General features: G+C 33.3%; 19 protein-coding genes. All 19 read right to left on the reverse strand.

What is annotated here, in order from left to right; translation table 11 throughout:
- The gene (locus KRODI_RS13890; RefSeq protein WP_013752254.1) at positions 1-1,053 is read right to left on the reverse strand and encodes a nucleotidyltransferase family protein; all 1,053 of its coding nucleotides are present in this window, start codon (positions 1,051-1,053) and stop codon (positions 1-3) included.
- Positions 1,050-2,267: a glycosyltransferase family 4 protein gene (locus tag KRODI_RS13895; RefSeq protein ID WP_013752255.1), complete on the reverse strand. Its 1,218-nt coding sequence runs from the start codon at positions 2,265-2,267 to the stop codon at positions 1,050-1,052. The genes KRODI_RS13890 and KRODI_RS13895 overlap by 4 nt, the downstream gene beginning before the upstream one ends.
- Positions 2,251-2,802, reverse strand: coding sequence for a GNAT family N-acetyltransferase (locus tag KRODI_RS13900; RefSeq protein ID WP_013752256.1), 552 nt, complete (start codon positions 2,800-2,802; stop codon positions 2,251-2,253). Before KRODI_RS13900 ends, KRODI_RS13895 begins: the two co-directional genes overlap by 17 nt.
- A 7-nt stretch (positions 2,803-2,809) precedes the next feature.
- The gene (locus tag KRODI_RS13905) at positions 2,810-3,901 is read right to left on the reverse strand and encodes an acetyl-CoA carboxylase biotin carboxylase subunit family protein (protein ID WP_158307016.1); all 1,092 of its coding nucleotides are present in this window, start codon (positions 3,899-3,901) and stop codon (positions 2,810-2,812) included.
- Between the two features lie 80 nt (positions 3,902-3,981).
- Complete coding sequence (locus tag KRODI_RS13910) at positions 3,982-5,112, reverse strand: DegT/DnrJ/EryC1/StrS family aminotransferase (RefSeq protein WP_013752258.1); 1,131 nt, start codon at positions 5,110-5,112, stop codon at positions 3,982-3,984.
- A gap of 2 nt (positions 5,113-5,114) precedes the next feature.
- A complete protein-coding gene (locus KRODI_RS13915) occupies positions 5,115-6,038 on the reverse strand; it encodes a hypothetical protein (protein WP_013752259.1) in 924 nt (307 codons plus the stop codon).
- A gap of 18 nt (positions 6,039-6,056) precedes the next feature.
- Positions 6,057-7,586 carry a lipopolysaccharide biosynthesis protein gene (locus KRODI_RS13920; protein WP_013752260.1) on the reverse strand — a complete coding sequence of 510 codons (1,530 nt, stop codon included), beginning with the start codon at positions 7,584-7,586 and terminating at the stop codon, positions 6,057-6,059.
- A gap of 22 nt (positions 7,587-7,608) precedes the next feature.
- On the reverse strand, positions 7,609-8,796 hold the full coding sequence (locus KRODI_RS13925) for a UDP-N-acetylglucosamine 4,6-dehydratase (RefSeq protein ID WP_013752261.1): 1,188 nt from the start codon (positions 8,794-8,796) through the stop codon (positions 7,609-7,611).
- A 61-nt stretch (positions 8,797-8,857) separates the two neighbouring features.
- Positions 8,858-9,793 carry a UDP-glucuronic acid decarboxylase family protein gene (locus KRODI_RS13930; protein WP_013752262.1) on the reverse strand — a complete coding sequence of 312 codons (936 nt, stop codon included), beginning with the start codon at positions 9,791-9,793 and terminating at the stop codon, positions 8,858-8,860.
- 109 nt (positions 9,794-9,902) lie between these two features.
- Positions 9,903-11,000, reverse strand: a complete 1,098-nt coding sequence (locus KRODI_RS13935; RefSeq protein ID WP_013752263.1) for a hypothetical protein — start codon at positions 10,998-11,000, stop codon at positions 9,903-9,905.
- 41 nt (positions 11,001-11,041) lie between these two features.
- Positions 11,042-13,474, reverse strand: coding sequence for an SLBB domain-containing protein (locus KRODI_RS13940; RefSeq protein WP_013752264.1), 2,433 nt, complete (start codon positions 13,472-13,474; stop codon positions 11,042-11,044).
- Between the two features lie 81 nt (positions 13,475-13,555).
- Entirely contained in the window at positions 13,556-14,950 is a 1,395-nt protein-coding gene (locus tag KRODI_RS13945) for a nucleotide sugar dehydrogenase (protein ID WP_013752265.1), read from the reverse strand.
- A gap of 109 nt (positions 14,951-15,059) precedes the next feature.
- Positions 15,060-16,061 (reverse strand): NAD-dependent epimerase, encoded by a 1,002-nt coding sequence (locus tag KRODI_RS13950; protein ID WP_013752266.1) that lies wholly within the window; start codon positions 16,059-16,061, stop codon positions 15,060-15,062.
- A 7-nt stretch (positions 16,062-16,068) separates the two neighbouring features.
- Positions 16,069-16,872 carry a 3'(2'),5'-bisphosphate nucleotidase CysQ gene (gene cysQ / locus KRODI_RS13955; RefSeq protein ID WP_013752267.1) on the reverse strand — a complete coding sequence of 268 codons (804 nt, stop codon included), beginning with the start codon at positions 16,870-16,872 and terminating at the stop codon, positions 16,069-16,071.
- Positions 16,869-17,762: a dTDP-4-dehydrorhamnose reductase gene (gene rfbD / locus KRODI_RS13960; RefSeq protein WP_013752268.1), complete on the reverse strand. Its 894-nt coding sequence runs from the start codon at positions 17,760-17,762 to the stop codon at positions 16,869-16,871. Before rfbD ends, cysQ begins: the two co-directional genes overlap by 4 nt.
- Entirely contained in the window at positions 17,762-18,316 is a 555-nt protein-coding gene (rfbC, locus tag KRODI_RS13965) for a dTDP-4-dehydrorhamnose 3,5-epimerase (RefSeq protein ID WP_013752269.1), read from the reverse strand. The genes rfbD and rfbC overlap by 1 nt, the downstream gene beginning before the upstream one ends.
- Positions 18,316-19,170: a glucose-1-phosphate thymidylyltransferase RfbA gene (gene rfbA, locus KRODI_RS13970; RefSeq protein ID WP_013752270.1), complete on the reverse strand. Its 855-nt coding sequence runs from the start codon at positions 19,168-19,170 to the stop codon at positions 18,316-18,318. The genes rfbC and rfbA overlap by 1 nt, the downstream gene beginning before the upstream one ends.
- Positions 19,170-20,213 (reverse strand): dTDP-glucose 4,6-dehydratase, encoded by a 1,044-nt coding sequence (rfbB, locus tag KRODI_RS13975; protein ID WP_013752271.1) that lies wholly within the window; start codon positions 20,211-20,213, stop codon positions 19,170-19,172. Before rfbB ends, rfbA begins: the two co-directional genes overlap by 1 nt.
- Entirely contained in the window at positions 20,213-21,493 is a 1,281-nt protein-coding gene (locus tag KRODI_RS13980) for a nucleotide sugar dehydrogenase (protein WP_013752272.1), read from the reverse strand. Before KRODI_RS13980 ends, rfbB begins: the two co-directional genes overlap by 1 nt.
- Between the last annotated feature and the right edge of the window lie 32 nt (positions 21,494-21,525).

The following is a 21,525-nucleotide window of genomic DNA, read 5'->3' on the forward strand; positions in this document are numbered from 1 at the left end:
TCAGACTTTTAAAACACTCTTGTAATCATTCCAATTTCCAATATCCTGCCAACTATTTTCTCCGATAGGGAATACTCCAACATTATGATTTTCATTTTTAACCTTGTCAATAAGTTCTGTGATATGATAAAAAGTGTTTTCTGGAATTAAATGTAGCATCTCTGGTTCCAATAAGTACATTCCTGTGTTTATTTGAAATACTAATTCAGGTTTTTCATCCATTTTACTTAGTAAACCGTTGTCTCCAGTCTCTATAGTACCGTAAGGAATCTTATAACTTTTAAGTGCAGAAACTATCGTAATTTTATTTTCATTTCTTTTATGATATTCATAAATTTCCTCTAAGTCTTGATCAATTAATATATCACAATTAGATACAAAAAATGGAGTTCTGATTTTATCCCTTATAAGAAACATCGAACCTGCAGTTCCTAAAGGTTTATCTTCTTGAAAATATGAAATATTATAATCACTATTGTTTAAATCTTTAAAATAACTCTTTACCGTCTTCGCTTTATAATTTACAGATATGAAAAAATTATTACATCCAACATCAACAAAGCGATCCATTATGTCCTCTATAATTGTTTTTTCATTAATTGGTAATAAAGGTTTAGGGAATACATTTGTTAGAGGACGAAGTCGTGTTCCCTTTCCACCAGCCATAATAATCACTGGTAAATTAAGCGATATATCTTTCTTTCTCTTGATGGATCCAAAAATTTCTTCCCAAAATAAAATATCGATTAACTTGCCATTTTGAGATATAATAGGCATTACCTCTGTACGTGCTTTGAGCATTTTTGATTTAACTTCTTCTCTTGGCTCAAGATCGGAACAGACAGTAATTTCTAATCTTAAGATACCTCCGATAGGACTTTCTAATGGGATTTTATTAATTATAGCCCTTTGAATGTCCCCTATACTAAGAACACTCTTGAATATATCACCCTCCATGACTAGAAGTAGTTTTCGTTTAAGGGAATCCATTTTTTCGAGTGCCTGTAATATTGAACACGTTTTATCTACAAATAGTGTTTCCTTTTTTATCATAATATATTTTTATTTTTTTGCTCAGATAAAATTGCTTGATAGATATCTAAGTAAGTTTTTGGGATTTTAGAATTATCGTAGATACTTGTAATTAATTCATATGCGTTTTCTATTAATGTATCCCTTCTATCCTTATTACTTAAAACAAGTTCAATTTTGTTCGCTAAATCATTTACATCCCCATTTTTACTTAAAACAACACACTCCTTTATCCTATTTAATTCTGGTATACCTCCAACGGCATTGGCAACTATTGGTAAACGCATGAACATTGCTTCTCTGAGAGACCCAGGAAGACCATCAAAATGTGTAGGAAGTACATACAAACGTGCCGAAATTGCGAGGCGAAATACGTCTTCTTGAGTCTCTTGATAGCCTGCAAAAACAATCGCTTCGTCTAAACCAAGTGAAGATATTTTATTTTTAATATATAAAACGTATTCATTAGAACCTCCTCCAATAATAATAGCTTGAATTCTCGGATTCTTAAACTTTAACAAAGCTATGGCATCAATAAAATCTTCAATTCCCTTATCCTTAGTTATTCTCGCATAATAGACTAAATCATAAATAACAGGTGTATCACCTACTTTTACTTTAGGCTTTTTAGTGGGATAATGAGAACTATAAATCTTTGCATTTTTATTTATAATCCTCAATATGTTGTATACGTCTTGACTAGCATTGGTGAAGTATAATGCTTCACTGTTAATCTTATTTTCAATACGAATTCGATTCCATCTAACATAGTTTTTTAATATATTCCTTGGTTTTCTCGATAAATGAACAAAGCCTTGAACTGTAATTAAAATAGGAATTGATTTTATTCTCAATACACCTACAGCGTACAACGGATTTTCAGACCCATGAAGGTGAATCAAATGAGGAGCAATACCCTTAATTAACTTATTTACACGCTTTTGAACCTTTCTAAAGTTAAACTTTAAATTATAATATTTTGCTGGTAGATAATCAGACCTATACTTATATAATATAATTTTAATATTTCCAATGTTAGTCTTAGCAAAATTATTCGTGTAGTAATTTGGTGAAATAATAGTTAATTCTATATCTTCCCTATGCCTAAATAATTCTATTAAATCTGATATCCAAGGAGAAACTACTGGATGATATGAATAAGACAGCTTTGATTGCAATTCCGAACTTGTAAAACTACAAAGCCAGATAATTTTAATTTTATTTATTTTGTCCAAAGCTTTGATTATTTGCCTTAAATATGGAATAAATTAGAACATCATTATAAGAATCTTCAAAATAAAAATGTTCAACCAGTTTTCCCTCTTGCTTAAAACCATCTAATTTTTCAAACAAGTTAAGTGACTTTCTATTATAATCAACTACGTAGCTCGTTATCTTTCTCAAATTCAAAATATTAAAAGCATATGATATTATAAGTTCTACAAATTCTTTCCCGTAACCTTGGCCTTGATTTTTAGAATCTCCTATCATAAAACCTAGCGTCGATGTTCCCGATATTTGATCTATATTGTTTAGTTGAACAACGCCTATAAATTCATCTTGACTAATAGTTTCTATCGCAAAATAAACATTCTTATTAGATATATCATTCAAAATACTTTCAAACCAGCTTGTTTCCATCTCAATAGTTTTTGGAAAACGAATACCTTGAGTTAATCTAATAAGATCCAATGAATTTCTCCATTCGTGCATTTTCAACTTATCTTGAAATTTTAAAGGGCGTAATCTAATTCTTTTACTTTCTAACATATAATTATTAGCTAAGATTTGTTAACATTAAATCATATAATTTTGAGTAATTACACTCCAAATTATAAATATCATTTCCCTGAAAGATAACCTCTCCATATCTATTAAGACTATTTTTTATCCTTGGCACTACATCTCCCTTATTCAATGCAACTCTTAAATGAACTATAGAATCATCTTTAATAGTCGATTTCCATTCTTCAAGAACTGTTAATCCTGCATTAAATTCAAAAAATTTAATTAAGGAACTCTTCCCTACATCGCTTGTGATTTTTGGCAGATTACGCTGTGATATTGTAATGAGATAGTCTTCAATATCAGACCCTGTAGATAATTGAGTTAAATGTGAAGTTATAAAATCACCACCTAATCTTGGGCTTGTTTCAATAATATATATCTGATTATTTTGAATTTTTATCTCGGTATGTGATGCGCAATTTACAAAATTAAAAGCCCTACCAATTTTGCATAACAAATCACTAATTTCTAATTTAATATCGTCAGATAAATTTGCAGGCTGTTTATGTCCTAATTCTACATTATAAGGAAATGGTGTCGTTTCTTTTTCTGTATAAGCAATTACTTTATGATTGCCATTAAAATGCAGCCCCTCGATAGAGTATTCCTTACCTTCAATAAATTCTTCAACTAATAATTTGTTTTTTTTAGTATACTTAAAGGTATCAACAAAGTTAACTCTCAGATCATCCATTGTAGTACATAACACTACACCACGACTACCTGAATTATCTAAAGGTTTTATAATAACTGGAAAACTTCCTAAATACTCCTTTGCAGCAGCTAGTTCCACCCCTTTAGCACAAGGTAAATTATTCTTGAGGAATAATTCTTTCATTAAAAACTTATTTGTCGAAATTATTGCAGTTTCCTCACTTATAAATGGAAGCTTTAAAGTCTCTGCTACACGCGCCATCATCACTAGTGGCTTATCGGAAGCTGCTGTTATAACACCACAAATACTCTCGCGACGAGCAATAGCTAAAGTCTTTTCATAATCTTGCCCATCGACTATTTCAAATACTGTCGCTTCTTTTTTACATAAAGCATTAGGGTCTGGATCGATCACAATAGTTCTCAACCCTCTATTTTTGCACTTTAAGATAAGAGACCTCTGTAAAATTGAACCTCCAAAGATTAGAATTGACTGCTGCATTCTTCTTAAGAATAAAAATTTCTAATAGTAAGAGCTATGAACTCAACATCCTCCTTTGTAAGTGCAGCATACATTGGTAATGTTATCTCATTTGCACAAACATACTCGGTTACTGGAAGCTTTGTCGTGTATTCCTTATAAATAGAGAATTTATGAATGGGTGGATAATGATTACTGGTTTGTATTCCTTGAGCGTGAAGATGCGCTCTTAATGCATCTCGATTTGCCTCTGTGCTGTCTTTTAATACTATAGGCATTATATAGTTAGATACATACTCTGTGTTATCACAAAAAGGTACAATAACCTGATCTATAGATTGCAACGCATCAATATAATATTTGCGCACATTCTGCCTTCTATCAAGATCAGCCTTTAATTTTTTCATTTGCACAACACCTATAGATGCTCTAATATCATCTAATCTAAAATTATGCCCTAGCTCTACAATATCATACGAAGTGGCGTGCCCTTTTGCCCTTTGGTAAGACATTGTGGTCATACCATGAGATCTTAATAGCCTACATCTAGCAGCGATTTCATCATCATTAGTTATAATCATTCCTCCTTCACCAGTACTTATATTTTTATTTGAAAAAAAACTATATGTACCCATACTACCTATAGTGCCTAATGTCTTGCCTTTATACTGTGACAAGGGAGCGTGACAAGTATCTTCTATAACTTTAAGGTTATGCTTTCGCGAAAGCGCCATTATACCATCCATATCTGCAGGAAAACCAGCCATATGAACAACCACTATTGCTTTGGTTTTTGAGGTTATTCTTTTTTCAATTTCAGCTGGGGTAATATTCATGTTATCCAACCCTCCAATATCACAAAAAACTGGTGTCGCACCAACATAACGGATACAGTTCACAGATGCTGCAAATGTGAGGGATGGACAGATTACTTCATCACCCTGTTTTATATTATTAACTATCATTGCTAGATGCAAACCATCGGTGCAATTTGAAACGCTTATTGCATGCTTAACATCAAACATTTCTATAAATTGTTCCTCAAGCTCCTGACATTTTGGCCCAGTGGAAATCCATTTAGAACGTATCGTATCTGTTACTGCTTGTATTTCCTCTTCTCCAAAATTGAGTTGAAACAATGGAATCTTATAATCCATAACTAATTTTTTATTTGATTTAATTTAATCTTTACTTTTTGCAAAAGAGAAAGCTTATCAATATGGTTTTTGAAATGGTGCTTGTCATAAGCCTTATTCCATTTTAAACTTACAGGATGGTTTGTAAGTTTAAATTTTTTATCTGATGGATAAAAATGTTCCAAAGGCTTAGAGCTAATTTTATCATCACGGGAACTATTCTCACCAATATTAGATGCAAGATTTACTCTAGGAACTATAGATCGTAATTTATTCTGAAATCTAAAAAATCCAAATTGATGATCCCAAGTGTTCTCTGAGTTATTTTTAAGCTGAGTAGCCAGCTTACTAAAGCTTTTCTTAAAATATCTCTTTTCACTATTACTTGCAAATTCCATTTCAGAAAGATTATTTTCTAAGGTATTGTAAATTTGTGGTACTGCTACATCAAATTTCTCCCATACACGTTTCCAAGTAGCCCAACCCCATATATGACCATAATTAGTAAGTAAATAATCACTAGTTGACGGAGTAGGAGTATAATTATTTGCACTAATCATTCCTATTCGTTCATCATCTTTATACCGTTCTAATAGCACTTCTGCAAAGTTAAAAAACTCTGGAACAGCTATTATGTCATCTTCTATTATTATAACTCTGTCATCCTTTTCAAGCACCCACGATATAGCTCCAGAAACGCCATTTTTACACCCTACGTTATATTCCCTTATTAAGTAGTGAGCTTCACATTCCCAAGAAATATTCTTAGTAATTTTAATAACTTCTTCTACCAATATTCTTTCTTCTGGTCGGCCTGATCGAGGTCCATCGATTGCTACATACAACTTTTTCGGTCGTACCAATTCTAATGTTTCCATCACTTTAATTGTAGTATCAGGTCGATTAAAAGCTATTAGCAATACGGGAGTTTCACTATTTTTTTTCATACTAAAATTAAATATTTACTACTTATTTTTAAACCTAGCTAAAAATGTGTTGGCTATTTGTATAAATTTATCCTTTTCATTTTTATTAATACCGTATTTCCAGAACATTACAGTTAAAAGGGATCCAAAAGAGAATGAGACGACTAATAATCTAAAAAACCCGCTTTTCATATTAAAGTAGAACAGTAGTGCGATTATAAGAGATATAGATATTGGAATAATAACAGGGATGATAGATTCAAGAATGTAATTATATGGCTTTATTCCAACTATTTTCTTTCCAAAGTATAATCTATTGAAAAAAACTAGACCGGAAATAGATAATCCGACGATATATATAGAAGATGGACTATAACCAAAGCTAAATAATAAATATGCGGTTGGAATATTTAACAAAAAAAGAAACGTTTCAGTTATTTGAAATTTTCTAATATCTCCAATTGCCCGAATTGCATCAGTTATTGGAAATGTGAATTTTTCTAAAAGTAATGTAAGAACCGTGATCTGGAAAAAAATTACTACAAAATCAGGAATCTCTACTAACCATAATTCAAGTAATAATGGTGCTTCAATAAATACAGGAACTGCAAATAGACCAAATAAAAATATTGAAAATTTTGCACTTACTTTAGTTATATAAATCATACGCTCTCTGTCTCCACTACCCTCGCTTTTTACCATCTGTGGATTTATTGCCATTGTCATACTCGTGGATACCATGTTTAAAGCTGTGCTAGCCGACTTTGAAATACCTTCTGCTGCATTAATTCTTACACCAAAAAAGGAATTGAGTAAAATACTCCTTATCTGAATTACAGAAACAGCGGCAAGTGATCCAAACAAATTCCACCCTGTAAAATTAAGAATAGATTTCATTAATTTTTTATCAAAAGCAGCGTAAATTACTTTACTCTCCTTATAGTTTACTCTACTATAAACCTGTTTAATTACTCTAAGAATAATTTGAACTCCAAGCATTAAAACACCATACTGAATTAATAATTCAGTATCGCTATAGAGTAAATAAATAGCTATTAATAATTTTAGAATATCACCTACAATATCAACTAACGATAAAACAATTAAATTTTCGTGAGCATTTATTAAGGCATCATAAGGCACTGATATAACTGTAATTAAAGTAGTGAGCACCATACATCCAAAAATCACCTTAGCATCAAAAACTTTATCTAGGGGTATATTCAAAAAATTTTCAAATAGTATATATCCGCCAAATAACATCAAAATAACAACAACAATACCTACAAAATAATGTAAAAACAGCGTAGTATTAAATGTAGCTATTAGAAGTTTTTCATCATTAGAACCTAAACTATGAGCAATAAAGCGCATGGATGTATTAGACATATTAGAATTTAAAATCCCTAACATTGCTACTATACCAGCTACAAGCATATAAATACCGTAATCAGTTTCACCAAGAGCTTCTAAAACAAATCGTGTAGTTATCAATCCAATAACTAATCCCAAAATTAGTCTTAGGTAAAGTATTCCTGTATTGTATACTACTTTATTTGCGTTCTTCATTAATGGTATGATGATAAATAGATTACATCTTTGAATCTAAATATTTTCCAGTTTCTTTATGTCCAAAATTAGGAATCATTTTATGAAATAAGTCTACAAGAGTTTCTTTGTCCCAACGTCTATTATTTTTCATATGATTAATCTCGCTACTAAACATCTCCAGCGTTTCTTGATCATAAATTGCATCATTCTTAATTATTCCGAAATTATTAAATCTCTTTAAATCAATTATTTCTGTTTCGGTAAAAAATTCCTCAAAGTCCTTTTCACCTGTCGTGTCACTAGATGTAAATAAACAAGGCCATTTTCCTTCTTTTATTAGTGTATCAGCTTTAGACCTCGCATCTTCTTCGGTTGAACACATATGAGCTTCATAGCCCCTTTGTTCTAAAAATTTAATTGCAATATCTGCAAATGAAATAAGATTTAAATGTTCATCTAATTTTGGAAAAAATATATCCCTATTTTCTCCTAAAAGACAAGAAACTAAACATAATTCTCCTGATTCTTGGGGAGTCACAAAATATCGTCTTACATCATTGGGAGCCACTATTGGTTGTTTTTTTAAGATTCTTTGATTAAATCCGTGCAATAAAGAACCATCTGAAAAGGCAACATTTGCAAAACGAGCAGTAGAGATATTTATTTCTTCACTTTTTCTCATTAAGAACATCTCCATAATTCTTTTAGAACCACCCATCATATTAACAGGGTTAGCAGCTTTATCAGTTGATACACAAAAATATTTCTTTACTCCTTTAGCAATAGCCTGCCCTAAAGTTTTTTCTGTATTAAAAATATTTACATCAATCATGCGCATGAGAGTATAGGGGTCCTTCTCGCTACGCACGTGTTTTAATGCTGAAAGGTTTAATATATAATCATATGCCCCATCTGCTTCAAAAAAAGCATCATACTCTATAGAACCAATATCTAATGCAAATGTCTTAAAGTCTCCATCGATATAGCCAAAAGTACTCCTAAGATCACGAACTAGTTCAACCATATTATTCTCACTAATATCTACAACGTGCAATTTTAGTGGGTTTCGCTTGAAAATTTCTTGAGTAACAGCTTGACCGATTGAGCCTGCCCCTCCTATAACTAAGAAGCGGGAGCTACTTACGATCTCAACTAACTCATCTTCGTATTGAGCTATATCCTTAGCAAATAATTGCTTCTCTCGTCCAATTAAATTTAAAACATTCATTATTTAACAAATTAGTAGCTTAATAAAAACCTTCAAGAATTACCTTAATTTTGAATAATTACTAGACTATTTTTTCAAAGTATTTTATTGTTTTTTCTAACCCATCTTTAAGTTCAACTTTTGGCTTCCAACCATCTAATTTCTCAAATGCTAATGAAATGTTTGGTTGTCTTTGCATTGGATCATCTTGAGGAAGAGGTCTAAAAACAATTTTAGAAGGTGATTTAGTTAGCTTTAAAATATTTTGAGCTAATTCTAGCATTGTGAATTCATTAGGATTACCTAAATTAACTGGACCTGTAAATGAATCATCTGAAGCCATCATTCTAATCATTCCCTCTACTAAATCATCTACATACTGAAAACTACGAGTTTGTTTACCATCTCCATAAATGGTTATGTCTTCCCCCTTCAATGCTTGAACAATAAAGTTAGAGACTACTCTCCCGTCATAAGGATTCATCCTCGTTCCATATGTATTAAAAATTCTAATGATTTTGATTTTTACATCATTTTGATTTTTATAATTCACAAATAAAGACTCTGCACATCTTTTTCCTTCATCATAACAGGACCTCAATCCAATAGGATTCACATTGCCCCAATATTCTTCAGTTTGCGGGTGAACTTCTGGATCTCCATAAACTTCACTAGTTGAGGCTTGTAAAATTTTTGCATTTACTCTCTTTGCCAAACCAAGCATATTAATGGCCCCTATTACAGATGTCTTAATAGTCTTAATGGGATTATGTTGATAGTGGGGGGGTGATGCTGGACACGCCAAATTATAAATTTCATCTACTTCTGCATAAAAAGGTTCAGTAACGTCGTGCCTTATTAATTCAAATAATGGATTTTCTAACAAATGAATTACATTCATCTTATTACCCGTAAAATAATTATCTACACAAATAACTTCGTTTCCTTCTTTCAATAACCTTTCACATAAGTGAGAACCTAAAAAACCTGCTCCACCCGTTACTAATATTTTTTTCATTGCTAAGTTTTATTTATTTCTCAATTTAAAATTTCTTCTAAATTTTAAATTAAAAATTATATACTAAATTCAAATTTTAAATTTCAATTTTTATGCGAGTCTTCAATTTTTATTTTTTCAAAAATACACGCGCATAGTCTAGAATAATTATTCTTAAATAGATTAGTGCAATAACTAAAAGTGAACCAAATAATGTTATGAGAATTACACCTCTTAACTTCTTGGGAGAGCTTGCATTGAGTGGAACTGCGGGCGGTTCTATCGTCATAAATACAGGTGTATCTCTTTTGAGCTGCAATTTCATACTCTCATGTTCACTAAGAACATTTGAATAAACCTCCGATGCTAGTTCAAAATCGTTTTCAAGTTGAGTTAATCTATTTAATGCAATGTTACTTCTAAGATTTATATTACGATCTTGATAATTTGCAAGAATTGCTCTCTTAATCTCATAATCATCTTTAACTTCTTCTAAACGATCAGTGATGTATTGAAACTCAGTTCTTGTCTTTTTTATATTACTTTCTATTATATAGGATTGCAAGTGATTTTGAATAATCCCGGCAATTTGAGCAGATGCTAGAGCTTCAGGAAATGAGCTGTTAATCTCTATAATACCATCATCCTCATTTACACCAAGACTAAGATTTTCATAAAGAAAGCCAATTCTCTCTTCTTCTTTAGGCGAAAGATAAACTAAGGTTGAATCAGATATCTTTTTGAATTGATCACTAATTGCAGGGCTTTTATTAGATTTTATTGCATTTACTATTTTTCCAGGAAGTCCTATTGTATAGCCAAGGATAACATCGAGGCTGCTCGTTTGAGGATATTTACCTAAATATTCACTTATTGTTATAGGGGAGCTTTCATAACTACTAGTAATCTCAGAATTTAATAGCTTTTTTTGAAAAGGACCACTCTTAAAAATAATTGGATAAAGTGTAGGATAAATTAAATTTTCATTACCTCCTCCACCTACATTAATACCCACCAATTTTGCAACACTACTTATATTGCTATTGAGCTTTTTGCCTTCTGAAACTTGAAGGATAAAAGAAGTATGTGAGCTATACATTTTTGGTGTACCCCACATAATAATAATACTCATAACAAAAATAAAAAATGTTGAAAATAATATCAACTTCTTAAATTTTAATAAATTTGTTATGATATACTCTACATCGAATGTACTTTCCTTCTTCATAAGTTATCGTTTCGAGATATAATTAGTCAATAATAATTTATTTAATTTGCTAATCTATCAACTAACAATCCTAAAGTCCCTAGCCCAGTAGTTATACCTATTATCTCTTGTACAGACAGGCCACCTGTTCTCTCTGGCTTAGGTGGAATTAAAATTACCGACCCAGGCTCTACATCTGGGTAGTTTCTAAAGAAAAGGAACTTTTTAGTAGAGGAAACTTCTCCGTTAGCCTTAATTACATAAACTTTTCCTTTCTTTGCATTTGAGGTAAAACCTCCAGAACCGTTAATATAACTTTTTAATGATTTTCGCTTATCAAAACGAATTAGAGCGGGAGCTAGGACTTCTCCTCGAACCTCTACCGTTTGCTTGAATGAGGGAATTGTTAATTGATCACCCTCCTCTAAAATAATATCATATTTTAATTTATTTTTATTAGAGCTAAGTATCTTTTCTAAATCTAGTGCAATTCTGAATTCCTTATCATTATTTTCATTAATAATTTCCCCATCATCACTCAGATTTTCGACTAAAGCTCTTTGTGTTTTTTCATCACGAACTCTCAATTTTCTAATTAATGTTGCTCCTTTGATATTTGCGTATGGCGAAAGGCCTCCAGCGTTTTGTATCAAATCTGATACACGATCGTTTTTAGAAACGATTGAGTATTCTCCTGGATAAAAAACCTCACCCTTTACGGAAACACTTTGTTGCTTGACAAAACCTTTTCTAAATCTAACAGAGATTCTATCAAAAGGCTTCAGTTCAAAATCTGTATTTATGCCGACTGAAAGCTCCTCATTTCCAGACCATTTCAAAATTTTACTCTCCGTGCTTAAATCTTCGTCTACAACGCGTCTAAAAACATCTACAGAAAGAGGATCTGCGCCATCTCTAAACCCGCCCCCTAAAGCAATAAGGTCACCAACTTTTAAACCATCAATAAATGGAATTGTTTTTGGATCATTTACTGCTCCGTTTATAGATAATGTCATTGAATCTTCTAATGAACTACTGCTGAACACTTTTACAGCATCTTCTCTTTTTAATAAGATATCAAAATCTCCACTAACTACTTCATTAATAGAAAAAGAAATAGCCTCCTTCTTAAGCCCTTTATTAGTACGATATAAAATCGCGCGTTCTAAAAAAGCATCATCTGTTGGTCCGAGAGATTTTTGAAGTAAATCAGAAAGCTTCATATCTGCTTGCAACTCATAAGATCCAGGCCTATAAATTGACCCTTCGATGGTGATTTTATTAACAAAACGATCGGTTATAGGTTGAATATCAATTAGATCCCCATCTACCAAGGCTACATTAGATTCAGATACGTCAATTTCTTTTACTGAACGCTGAGCGCCTTCAACGCGTTCAATAACAACTTTCTCTTTATAAGCATTTGATGTAAATCCTCCGAAATAAAGACTCAAATCAGTAAAAGATTCATTGGGTAAGACCTCATAAAGACCTGGACGCTTTACCTCCCCAGTTACATTTACACGCTTATCATAAGGTCTTACAATAATTGCATCCTGATCCTTAATAAATAAATTACCTTCAGTATTTCCTGAAATGATATATTTATAAATATCAAAATTACCTATAACAATACCATCCCTTACAATAAGTATATTTCTAAAAGTCCCATTCTCAGTAGGCCCACCAGCAGCATAAAGGGCATTAAGAACATTTGAAAGAGCTGATAAACTATAGGTGCCGGGAACCTTTACTTGGCCTATAATATTAACTTGAACTCTTCTTATACCAGTAAGAGAAAGATCAACATTAACTCTATAAGGACTATTTTCTTGGGCTGAAATACCACTATAAATTGATTTAAAACGCCCATTTACTTTTGTTCTTGCTTCTTTTATTGTCAGACCACTTAAAACTATTGGCCCCAAATTTGGGATATTTATAGAGCCATTGGCCCCTACAGTGCGTTCAAAAACATCTTCGGCAGCACCAAAAACAGATATAGTTATTTGATCACCTGGACCTAACTGATAATTTTCTGGAGTAGCTAAATTAAGAGCAGGTTCAAAAGATATATTTGGGTTATTAAAAAAATCAAACCCGAACAAGGGATTAGAAATAGAAGTAGATGTATTTTCCAATTCACCTCTGCCGAATCTTCTTTCGTCGCTAGCTGGTGCTTTTCTTACGACTTTCGAATCAACTACTTCCTCTTGCGAAGAACTACCAATACCTGAGGTTACTGGCAAACTTTCGATACGGCGCTTAAGTTTAGTGATTTGGCTCTTAGAAAGCCCTCGAGATGCACCTATTAATTCTAAATCACCTAAACTATAACCTTCATCTTGTGCACGTTCCCAGTATAAACTTACTTGTTCATCAGACAAAGCATCAATATCAAGTGACTTTAAATTACTAGGGTCGAAAGATTGAGAATGACCTATAGTAAAAAACAATAAAAAAACAATCAGTACAACGCAATTAATATATTTCATACACAAAATGTAAATACTTTAAAAAAAAACTGAATTACCATAAACGCTAATAAATTAATAAAACAAATATGCCTAGGTCAACTATCCTTTACCTACACTATAACAATCAAAACCAATTGATTTTAAATTATCAATATCTAAAATAGCTCTTCCATCAAAAACAAATGCAGGTTTCAACATATCATTATATATGGAATTCCAATCGTAACTTTTAAATTCATCCCACTCCGTGCACACTGCAATCGCATGGGAATCTTTAAATGCTTCAGCTGGATTACTCACCACTGTAACCAATGATTTGTTTTCTGATTCAGATCTCGTATTTAAATAGTCTAAATCTGCATAGACCTTTTCTGATGGCACTTTAGGGTCGTATACGACAACCTCCGCTTGCTCACTTAACAAATAATCTGCTACATATATAGCAGGAGATTCTCTTGTATCATTAGTATCTTTTTTAAAAGCCCAACCTAACAAGACTATTTTTTTACCAGAAACTGTATTAAATAATGTTTCTACTATTTTCTTTGCAAATCTCCTTTTTTGATGATCATTCATAATAATGACCTGTTCCCAATAATCTGCTACTTCATCAAGACCATAGGATTTTGCAATGTATACAAGATTTAATATATCTTTTTGAAAACAAGACCCACCAAACCCAACAGATGCTTTTAAAAATTTTGGACCTATCCTAGAGTCTGAACCAATTGCTCGTGCTACTTCATTAACATCTGCTTCAGTAACTTCACACAATTCCGACAAGGCATTTATAGACGATACACGCTGTGCTAAGAATGCATTTGCAGTTAGTTTAGAAAGTTCAGAAGACCAAACATTAGTCGTCAAAATTCTTTCTGGAGTAAGCCAATTAGCATAGATATCTGTAAGTTTCTTTGCTGCAGCAATTCCTCTCTCTGTATTTTCTCGTCCTACTAGTACTCGATCAGCGTTTTGAAGATCCTCTATTGCTGTACCTTCTGCTAAAAATTCTGGATTTGAAAGAATATCAAATTGTACACCATTACCTGTGTTTTCTAAAATCCTCTTAAGTGCTTCAGCAGTCCTTACCGGTAAAGTTGACTTTTCAACAATTATTTTATTAGTTGTAGCAACTCTAGCAATTTGCCTTGCGCAAAGTTCAATAAATTTTAAATCTGCGGCCATTCCCTTACCTACCCCATAAGTTTTTGTCGGAGTATTTACAGAAATAAATATCATATCTGCTTCGTCAATAGCTTTGTCTACTTCTGTAGAAAAGAATAAGTTTCTACCTCTAGCCTCACCTACTACTGCATCTAAACCTGGTTCATAAATTGGTAGCTTATTTAAATCCTCATCATTCCATGCAGCAATCCTTTCTTTATTAAGATCTACAACAGTAACATTAATATGTGGACATTTTTGAGCTATGACTGACATTGTAGGACCTCCCACATAGCCAGCACCAATACAACAGATATTTTTTACAGACATTATAAATTTTGTTTAAGCTCGCAAATATATAAATTAATGATACCATCACTCAAAATATAAGGTAATAAATCAATTTACAGAATTAATTGAATAGTGAAGCTCTAAAATTTTAATAATAAGACCTGTACCAAGCTAGAAAAGCTGCAATTCCCTCTGCAACAGAGACGGATGGCGCATAGCCAAAATCATTTTGTAATGAGGAAACATCTGCCCATGTTCTGTGTACATCGCCATCTTGCATAGGCATCATTTGCTTTATAGCAGTTATACCTAACTCCGATTCTAATACCGTAATAAAATCTAACAGCTTGACCGGTTCACTATTCCCTATATTATAGATTGGTTTTTTAGTCCGCGAAGTACCAGTAATTACTGTTATTACCCCTTCTATGATATCTGATATATATGTAAAATCACGTGAGAGATTACCTTCGTTAAAAACTTTAATAGGTCTCTTATTTAATATAGCATCTGTAAATAAAAACATGGCCATATCAGGCCTTCCCCAAGGTCCGTAAACGGTAAAAAATCGTAGTCCTATAGTCTCTATATTAAATAGATGACTATACGTATGCGCCATTAACTCATTAGATTTTTTGGTCGCTGCATAAATACTTATAGGCTCATCTACAGACTGTTTTTCTGTAAAAGGGACCTCTTTACTATTACCGTAAACACTGCTACTACTAGCATAAACCAATTTTGAAACTTTACAATCTCTACAGCATTCCAAAATATTCAAGAAACCCACAATATTAGTATCTACATATACTTCTGGATTATCTATAGAGTACCGCACTCCTGCTTGAGCTGCGAGATTACAGACTTGATCAAATGAATTTCTTTTAAACAGTATAGGTAACCCTTCCCTATCTTGAAGATTTAATCTAATAAATAGGAAGTTGTCTTCTAGATTACTAGTAGAAAGTGTATTCCACTTTTCTGCCTGTTCCCTCACCACACCCAGCTCTTTAAGTCTATCAAACTTGAGTTGTGGGTCATAATAATCATTTATATTATCGAGGCCTACCACAGTGTGACCCTCGCTCAATAAGCGTTTACAAAGATGATAGCCTATAAATCCAGCAGCGCCAGTAACAAGAATTTTCATAAATCAATTAGTGTGCTACGAAGTTAGGACTAAAAAGTGATTCTTTATTGTAGAATAGTCTCTTACTTGTATGCTCAACATAAACAGCTCCTCCTACTCCTTCACAAATAGCGTCTCCTGCTGCAGTATCCCATTCCATACAAGGCCCAAAACGAGGATACACATCTGCAGTTCCTTCTGCAACAAGACAAAACTTGTACGCACTACCAGATGGTACTACTTCTGTATTTTTACCTGCATTCTGCAAGTCATTTACAAATTCCTGGGTTTTTAAATTTAAATGTGAGCGACTAGTGACTACTTTGACATGATTAAGGTTATTGTAGTTTTTAAGCTTTCGCGAAAGCGGGATTACCTTATTTATCAACGTTTCCCAAGAAATATCATCTTTTGGACCAACCAACTTATAACTAGCTCCATCATCAGATCCACCAGCATATATAGTTTTATGCACAGGGACATAAATCACACCAAAAACAGGTCTGTGACCTACCACTAAAGCGATATTTACCGTAAACTCGCCGTTGCGTTTTACAAACTCCTTAGTACCATCTAGAGGATCTACCATCCAAAATTGATCCCATTTTGTACGAATTTCAAAAGGTATTTCACTTCCTTCCTCACTCAATATTGGAATCCCAGTTTGCTCGAGCTGAGTCACAATGGCTTCATGAGCTTTAAGATCTGCCTCAGTGAGTGGAAAATTATCTGATTTATGTGTAACATCAAAGTCACGACGATAAACATCCATAATAACTTCCCCTGCTTTTATTGCAGCTTGAATTGCGATAGTTTTCCAAGATTTATTCATTTTAGTCTTTTGAGCATTTTTTGTAGCGAACTACTCCATTCTGGAGTATCAACTTTAAATTGCTTTTCAATCTTATGCGTGTCTAGCACACTATTTTTAGGTCGTTTTGTTTTGGTAGGAAATAAATCGCTTGTAACTGGAGTTATGAGCACATCGATTTGTGCGTGCTCAAAGATAGCTTTCGCAAAATCATACCAAGTAATACTTCCCTTATTAGAAAAATGATATACACCAAAACTATCTTCTTTCAATTCTCGTGCAACAGTTAAAATAGTATCTGCAAGGTCATTTGCCCAGGTAGGGCAACCCAACTGGTCATTGACAACAGAGAGCTGTCCCCTCTCTTCCCCTAATCGCAGCATTGTTTTTACAAAATTATGACCGTACACACTGTAAACCCATGACGTACGAATAATAGCGTATTTTGTTATATTGGATGCCTCAATTAATTGTTCTCCGCCTAGTTTTGACGCACCATAAACTGTTTGCGGATTAGGCTTATCACTTTCTACATATGCAGTGGATTTATCTCCATCAAAAACATAATCCGTAGATATATGAATTAGTGCACATTTTCGCTTTTTACACTCCTCGGCGAGATAACCCACAGCTGCTTCATTTATAAGGAAAGCTTGATCTTTATCGTCTTCGGCAGCATCTACGGCTGTATATGCAGCAGTATTAATAACAACATCTGGTTGATGTTTATCTAGTACTATTGAGATATTATCACGAGAAGTTATATCAAGGTCCTTTCTAGAAAGAAATATATACTCAAAATCAGCATGATGCTTAGACTGCTCTAGTAACGCCATCCCTAGCTGACCAAGAGCTCCAGTGACTACAATCTTTTTTAAAGTGACCTCTCTATTACTCGCAGTAACATTCATCAAAAAGAAATGTTTTTAAGTTCGCTGAGCATAGGGTTTTCTAAATCCTTAGGGGAAAGCAGAAATTCATGCTCGTTAAGCAACCAATCAATCTTTAATGATACATCATTGTAAGCAAGTCCACGTTCACTTTTTTGATCATAAAACGCGTCACACTTATATGCAAAGATAGCAGTATCACTCAATGTAATAAACCCATGCGCCATTCCTTTAGGTACAAAGAGCTGCTTTTTATTAGCACCTGAAAGTTCGATAGCAAAAGATTTTCCATAAGTAGGTTCTTCCTTACGAAGATCTACAACAACATCTAGCACCTTACCCTCAATTACTCTTACAAGTTTAGATTGCGCATGTTTTCCTATCTGAAAATGGAGTCCTCTTAGTACTCCGAAAGATGATTTAGACTGATTATCTTGAACAAACAATGGGGAAAAACCCGCGAACCTTTCAAAAGCTTCTGAATTATACGATTCATAAAAATATCCTCGGTCATCTTCAAATACCTTTGGAGTGCATATAATTAAATCTTTGAATACTGTTTTTTGAAATTCCACTATAGTGTATTTATATATTGTGCATAAGCACCTTTACCATACCTTGATGCACTTGCCTTAAGTGCTTCGTATGATATCCAATTCATTTTGTAAGCAATTTCTTCAAGACATGCTATCATTGTACTTTGATTGCGCTGTATCACTCTTATAAATTCTGTTGCATCATCTAGCGCGTCTACTGTACCTGTATCAAACCAAGACATACCTCTACTCATGATACCTACTGAAAGTTTTTTCTTCTCGAGATATTCTTGATTAATTGTAGTAATTTCTAACTCTCCGCGTTCTGACGGTTTTATTTTCTTTGCAATCCCCACTACCTCGTTATCATAGAAATAAATTCCAGGAACTGCGTAATTAGATTTTGGTGTACTAGGCTTTTCCTCAATGCTTGTTGCTTTCATTTCCTTATCAAAAGCCACAACACCAAATCGTTCTGGATCTCTAACAGGATAAGCAAAAATAGCCGCACCATCTACATCATTCTTACTTTGCAATAACTGACTAAGACCATTACCGTAAAAGATGTTATCTCCTAATACTAAGGCAACTTTATCAGTCCCTATAAACGATTCGCCTATTATGAATGCATCTGCAAGCCCGTTAGGTGATTCTTGCACTTCATAAGAAAACAAACAACCTAAAGAGCTACCATCACCAAGTAAACGCTCAAAAAGGTGTCTATCTTCAGGTGTAGTTATTATCAATATCTCTCTTATACCCGCAAGCATTAATACAGAGATAGGATAGAAAATCATAGGTTTATCATACACGGGTAACAACTGCTTACTTACCGCTATGGTAAGTGGTGATAAACGCGTGCCCGAGCCGCCTGCAAGTACAATACCTTTCATTATGAGTACATTTTCTTATAATATTCTTGGTAAGCTCCAGAAGTTACATTTTTGAGCCACTGATTATTTTCAAGATACCAATTTACAGTAAGTTCTAAACCTTCCTCAAAAGTAACAGATGGTTTCCAACCAAGTTCTTTTTCAATTTTTGTTGCATCTATTGCATACCTCTTATCATGACCCGGACGGTCTTTCGCGTAAGTTATAAGTGATTTTGAAGAATCCCGCTTTCGCGAAAGCTTATCATCCATTATATCACACAATAGCTTTACTAAGTCAATATTTTTCCACTCATTAAAACCGCCAATGTTATAGGTTTCCTTTAATATACCTTTTTCAAATATAAGTGCTATTGCAGCCGCATGATCCTTCACAAATAACCAATCTCTCGTATAATTACCATCACCATAAACAGGCAAAGATGTACCCTCGATAATATTATTGATAAATAAAGGAATTAATTTTTCTGGAAATTGGTTAGGACCATAATTATTAGAGCAATTGCTAATAATATATGGCAAACCATAGGTCTCCCCATAAGCTCTTACAAAATGATCTGAACTTGCCTTCGAGGCTGCATAGGGCGAATTTGGATCATAAGAAGTAGTTTCAGTGAAGAGTCCGCTTTCACCTAGTGAACCGTAGACTTCGTCTGTACTGATATGGTAGAAAAGTTTTGAAGAGTAATCTTCTTTCCAAATACTTCTTGCTGCGTTAAGAAGATTAAGTGTACCAATAATATTAGTCTGTACAAATGCTAAAGGATCTTTTATACTTCTATCAACATGTGATTCTGCCGCTAGATGGATTATTTTATCAAATTGGTAACTAGAAAACAGATTCATCAAAAAAGGGGCATCATTGATATCCCCTTTTATAAATGTATAATTGCTAGACGCTTCTACATCGGAAAGGTTCTCTAGGTTTCCAGCATAAGTAAGAATATCAAGATTGTAAATATGACTTTTAGGAAAAACTTCTAAAAATAGTCTCACCACGTGAGACCCTATAAAACCTGCTCCACCTGTAATAAGAATGTTCATTACAGCTTAGCATCTGCTTTATTACCTAACACCCCTTTTACGTCATAAACTACAGATTTATCATTCTTAAGAGAATTTAAATCTAAAGAAGCAAATTCTTTATGCGCCACAGCTTGTACGATAGCATCATATTTTTGGTTTGGAACTTCTGTAAGAGCATCTAGTCCGTATTCATGGTCTACTTCGGCAGCATTTACCCATGGATCATAAATGGTTACATTAACCCCAAATTCTTTCAAATGCCTAATAACGTCTGTAACTTTCGTGTTACGTACATCTGGACAATTCTCCTTAAAAGTAATTCCAAGAATCAATAACTCAGACCCTTTTACTTTGATATCGTTTTTAAGCATAAGCTTTACCACCTCCGAAGCTACATATGCCCCCATACTATCATTAAGACGTCTACCTGCTAAAATAATTTCTGGATGATATCCTAATTCTTGTGCTTTCTGTGCTAGATAATATGGGTCTACACCTATACAATGTCCTCCTACTAGGCCAGGTTTAAATGGTAAAAAATTCCACTTTGTACCTGCTGCTTCTAGGACATCATGAGTATTAATACCCATCAAATTAAAAATCTTAGCTAGTTCATTTACAAAAGCAATATTGATATCACGTTGTGAGTTTTCTATAACTTTAGAAGCTTCTGCTACTTTAATAGTTGGAGCTAGATGCGTTCCTGCGGTAATGATAGAGCTATATAAATCATCTACTTTCTTTCCTATTTCTGGAGTACTTCCAGAGGTTACTTTTAAAATTTTTTCGACAGTGTGTTCTTTATCTCCTGGATTGATACGTTCTGGAGAATAGCCTACAAAGAAGTCTACATTAAACTTAAGTCCGCTTACACGTTCCAAAACAGGCACACATTCATCTTCTGTTACACCAGGATAAACAGTGCTCTCGTAAACTACGATATCACCTTTCTTTAAAACCTTACCTACAGTCTCACTACTTTTATATAAAGGGGTAAGAACAGGTCTGTTATTTTTATCAACCGGAGTCGGAACGGTTACTATATAATAATTACAATCTTCAATATCCTTACTATCTGCACTACATAACAAACCGTTTAAGTCATTATTATCAGTTTTAAGAACGCTTTGTAACACTTCGTCAGCAACCTCTAATGTACTATCTGTGCCTGATTGAAGTTCAGCAATACGTTTTTTGTTGATATCAAATCCTACCGTATTGTACTTAGTCCCAAATAACCTAGCCAGTGGTAATCCAACATAACCTAATCCAATAACTCCTACCTTTATTTTTGTCATATCTATATTTTTTATGCTTTCGCGAAAGCAAA

Origin of the sequence: Dokdonia sp. 4H-3-7-5 (assembly GCF_000212355.1) — a bacterium.
Lineage (GTDB): Bacteria > Bacteroidota > Bacteroidia > Flavobacteriales > Flavobacteriaceae > Dokdonia.

Coding starts and splice junctions, on each gene's coding strand:
- KRODI_RS13890 (WP_013752254.1), bottom strand. CDS start 1,053: ATGATAAAAAAGGAAACACTATTTGTAGATAAAACGTGTTCAATATTA.
- KRODI_RS13900 (WP_013752256.1), bottom strand. CDS start 2,802: ATGTTAGAAAGTAAAAGAATTAGATTACGCCCTTTAAAATTTCAAGAT.
- KRODI_RS13910 (WP_013752258.1), bottom strand. CDS start 5,112: ATGGATTATAAGATTCCATTGTTTCAACTCAATTTTGGAGAAGAGGAA.
- KRODI_RS13915 (WP_013752259.1), bottom strand. CDS start 6,038: ATGAAAAAAAATAGTGAAACTCCCGTATTGCTAATAGCTTTTAATCGA.
- KRODI_RS13920 (WP_013752260.1), bottom strand. CDS start 7,586: ATGAAGAACGCAAATAAAGTAGTATACAATACAGGAATACTTTACCTA.
- KRODI_RS13925 (WP_013752261.1), bottom strand. CDS start 8,796: ATGAATGTTTTAAATTTAATTGGACGAGAGAAGCAATTATTTGCTAAG.
- KRODI_RS13930 (WP_013752262.1), bottom strand. CDS start 9,793: ATGAAAAAAATATTAGTAACGGGTGGAGCAGGTTTTTTAGGTTCTCAC.
- KRODI_RS13935 (WP_013752263.1), bottom strand. CDS start 11,000: ATGAAGAAGGAAAGTACATTCGATGTAGAGTATATCATAACAAATTTA.
- KRODI_RS13940 (WP_013752264.1), bottom strand. CDS start 13,474: ATGAAATATATTAATTGCGTTGTACTGATTGTTTTTTTATTGTTTTTT.
- KRODI_RS13945 (WP_013752265.1), bottom strand. CDS start 14,950: ATGTCTGTAAAAAATATCTGTTGTATTGGTGCTGGCTATGTGGGAGGT.
- KRODI_RS13950 (WP_013752266.1), bottom strand. CDS start 16,061: ATGAAAATTCTTGTTACTGGCGCTGCTGGATTTATAGGCTATCATCTT.
- cysQ (WP_013752267.1), bottom strand. CDS start 16,872: ATGAATAAATCTTGGAAAACTATCGCAATTCAAGCTGCAATAAAAGCA.
- rfbD (WP_013752268.1), bottom strand. CDS start 17,762: ATGAATGTTACTGCGAGTAATAGAGAGGTCACTTTAAAAAAGATTGTA.
- rfbA (WP_013752270.1), bottom strand. CDS start 19,170: ATGAAAGGTATTGTACTTGCAGGCGGCTCGGGCACGCGTTTATCACCA.
- rfbB (WP_013752271.1), bottom strand. CDS start 20,213: ATGAACATTCTTATTACAGGTGGAGCAGGTTTTATAGGGTCTCACGTG.
- KRODI_RS13980 (WP_013752272.1), bottom strand. CDS start 21,493: ATGACAAAAATAAAGGTAGGAGTTATTGGATTAGGTTATGTTGGATTA.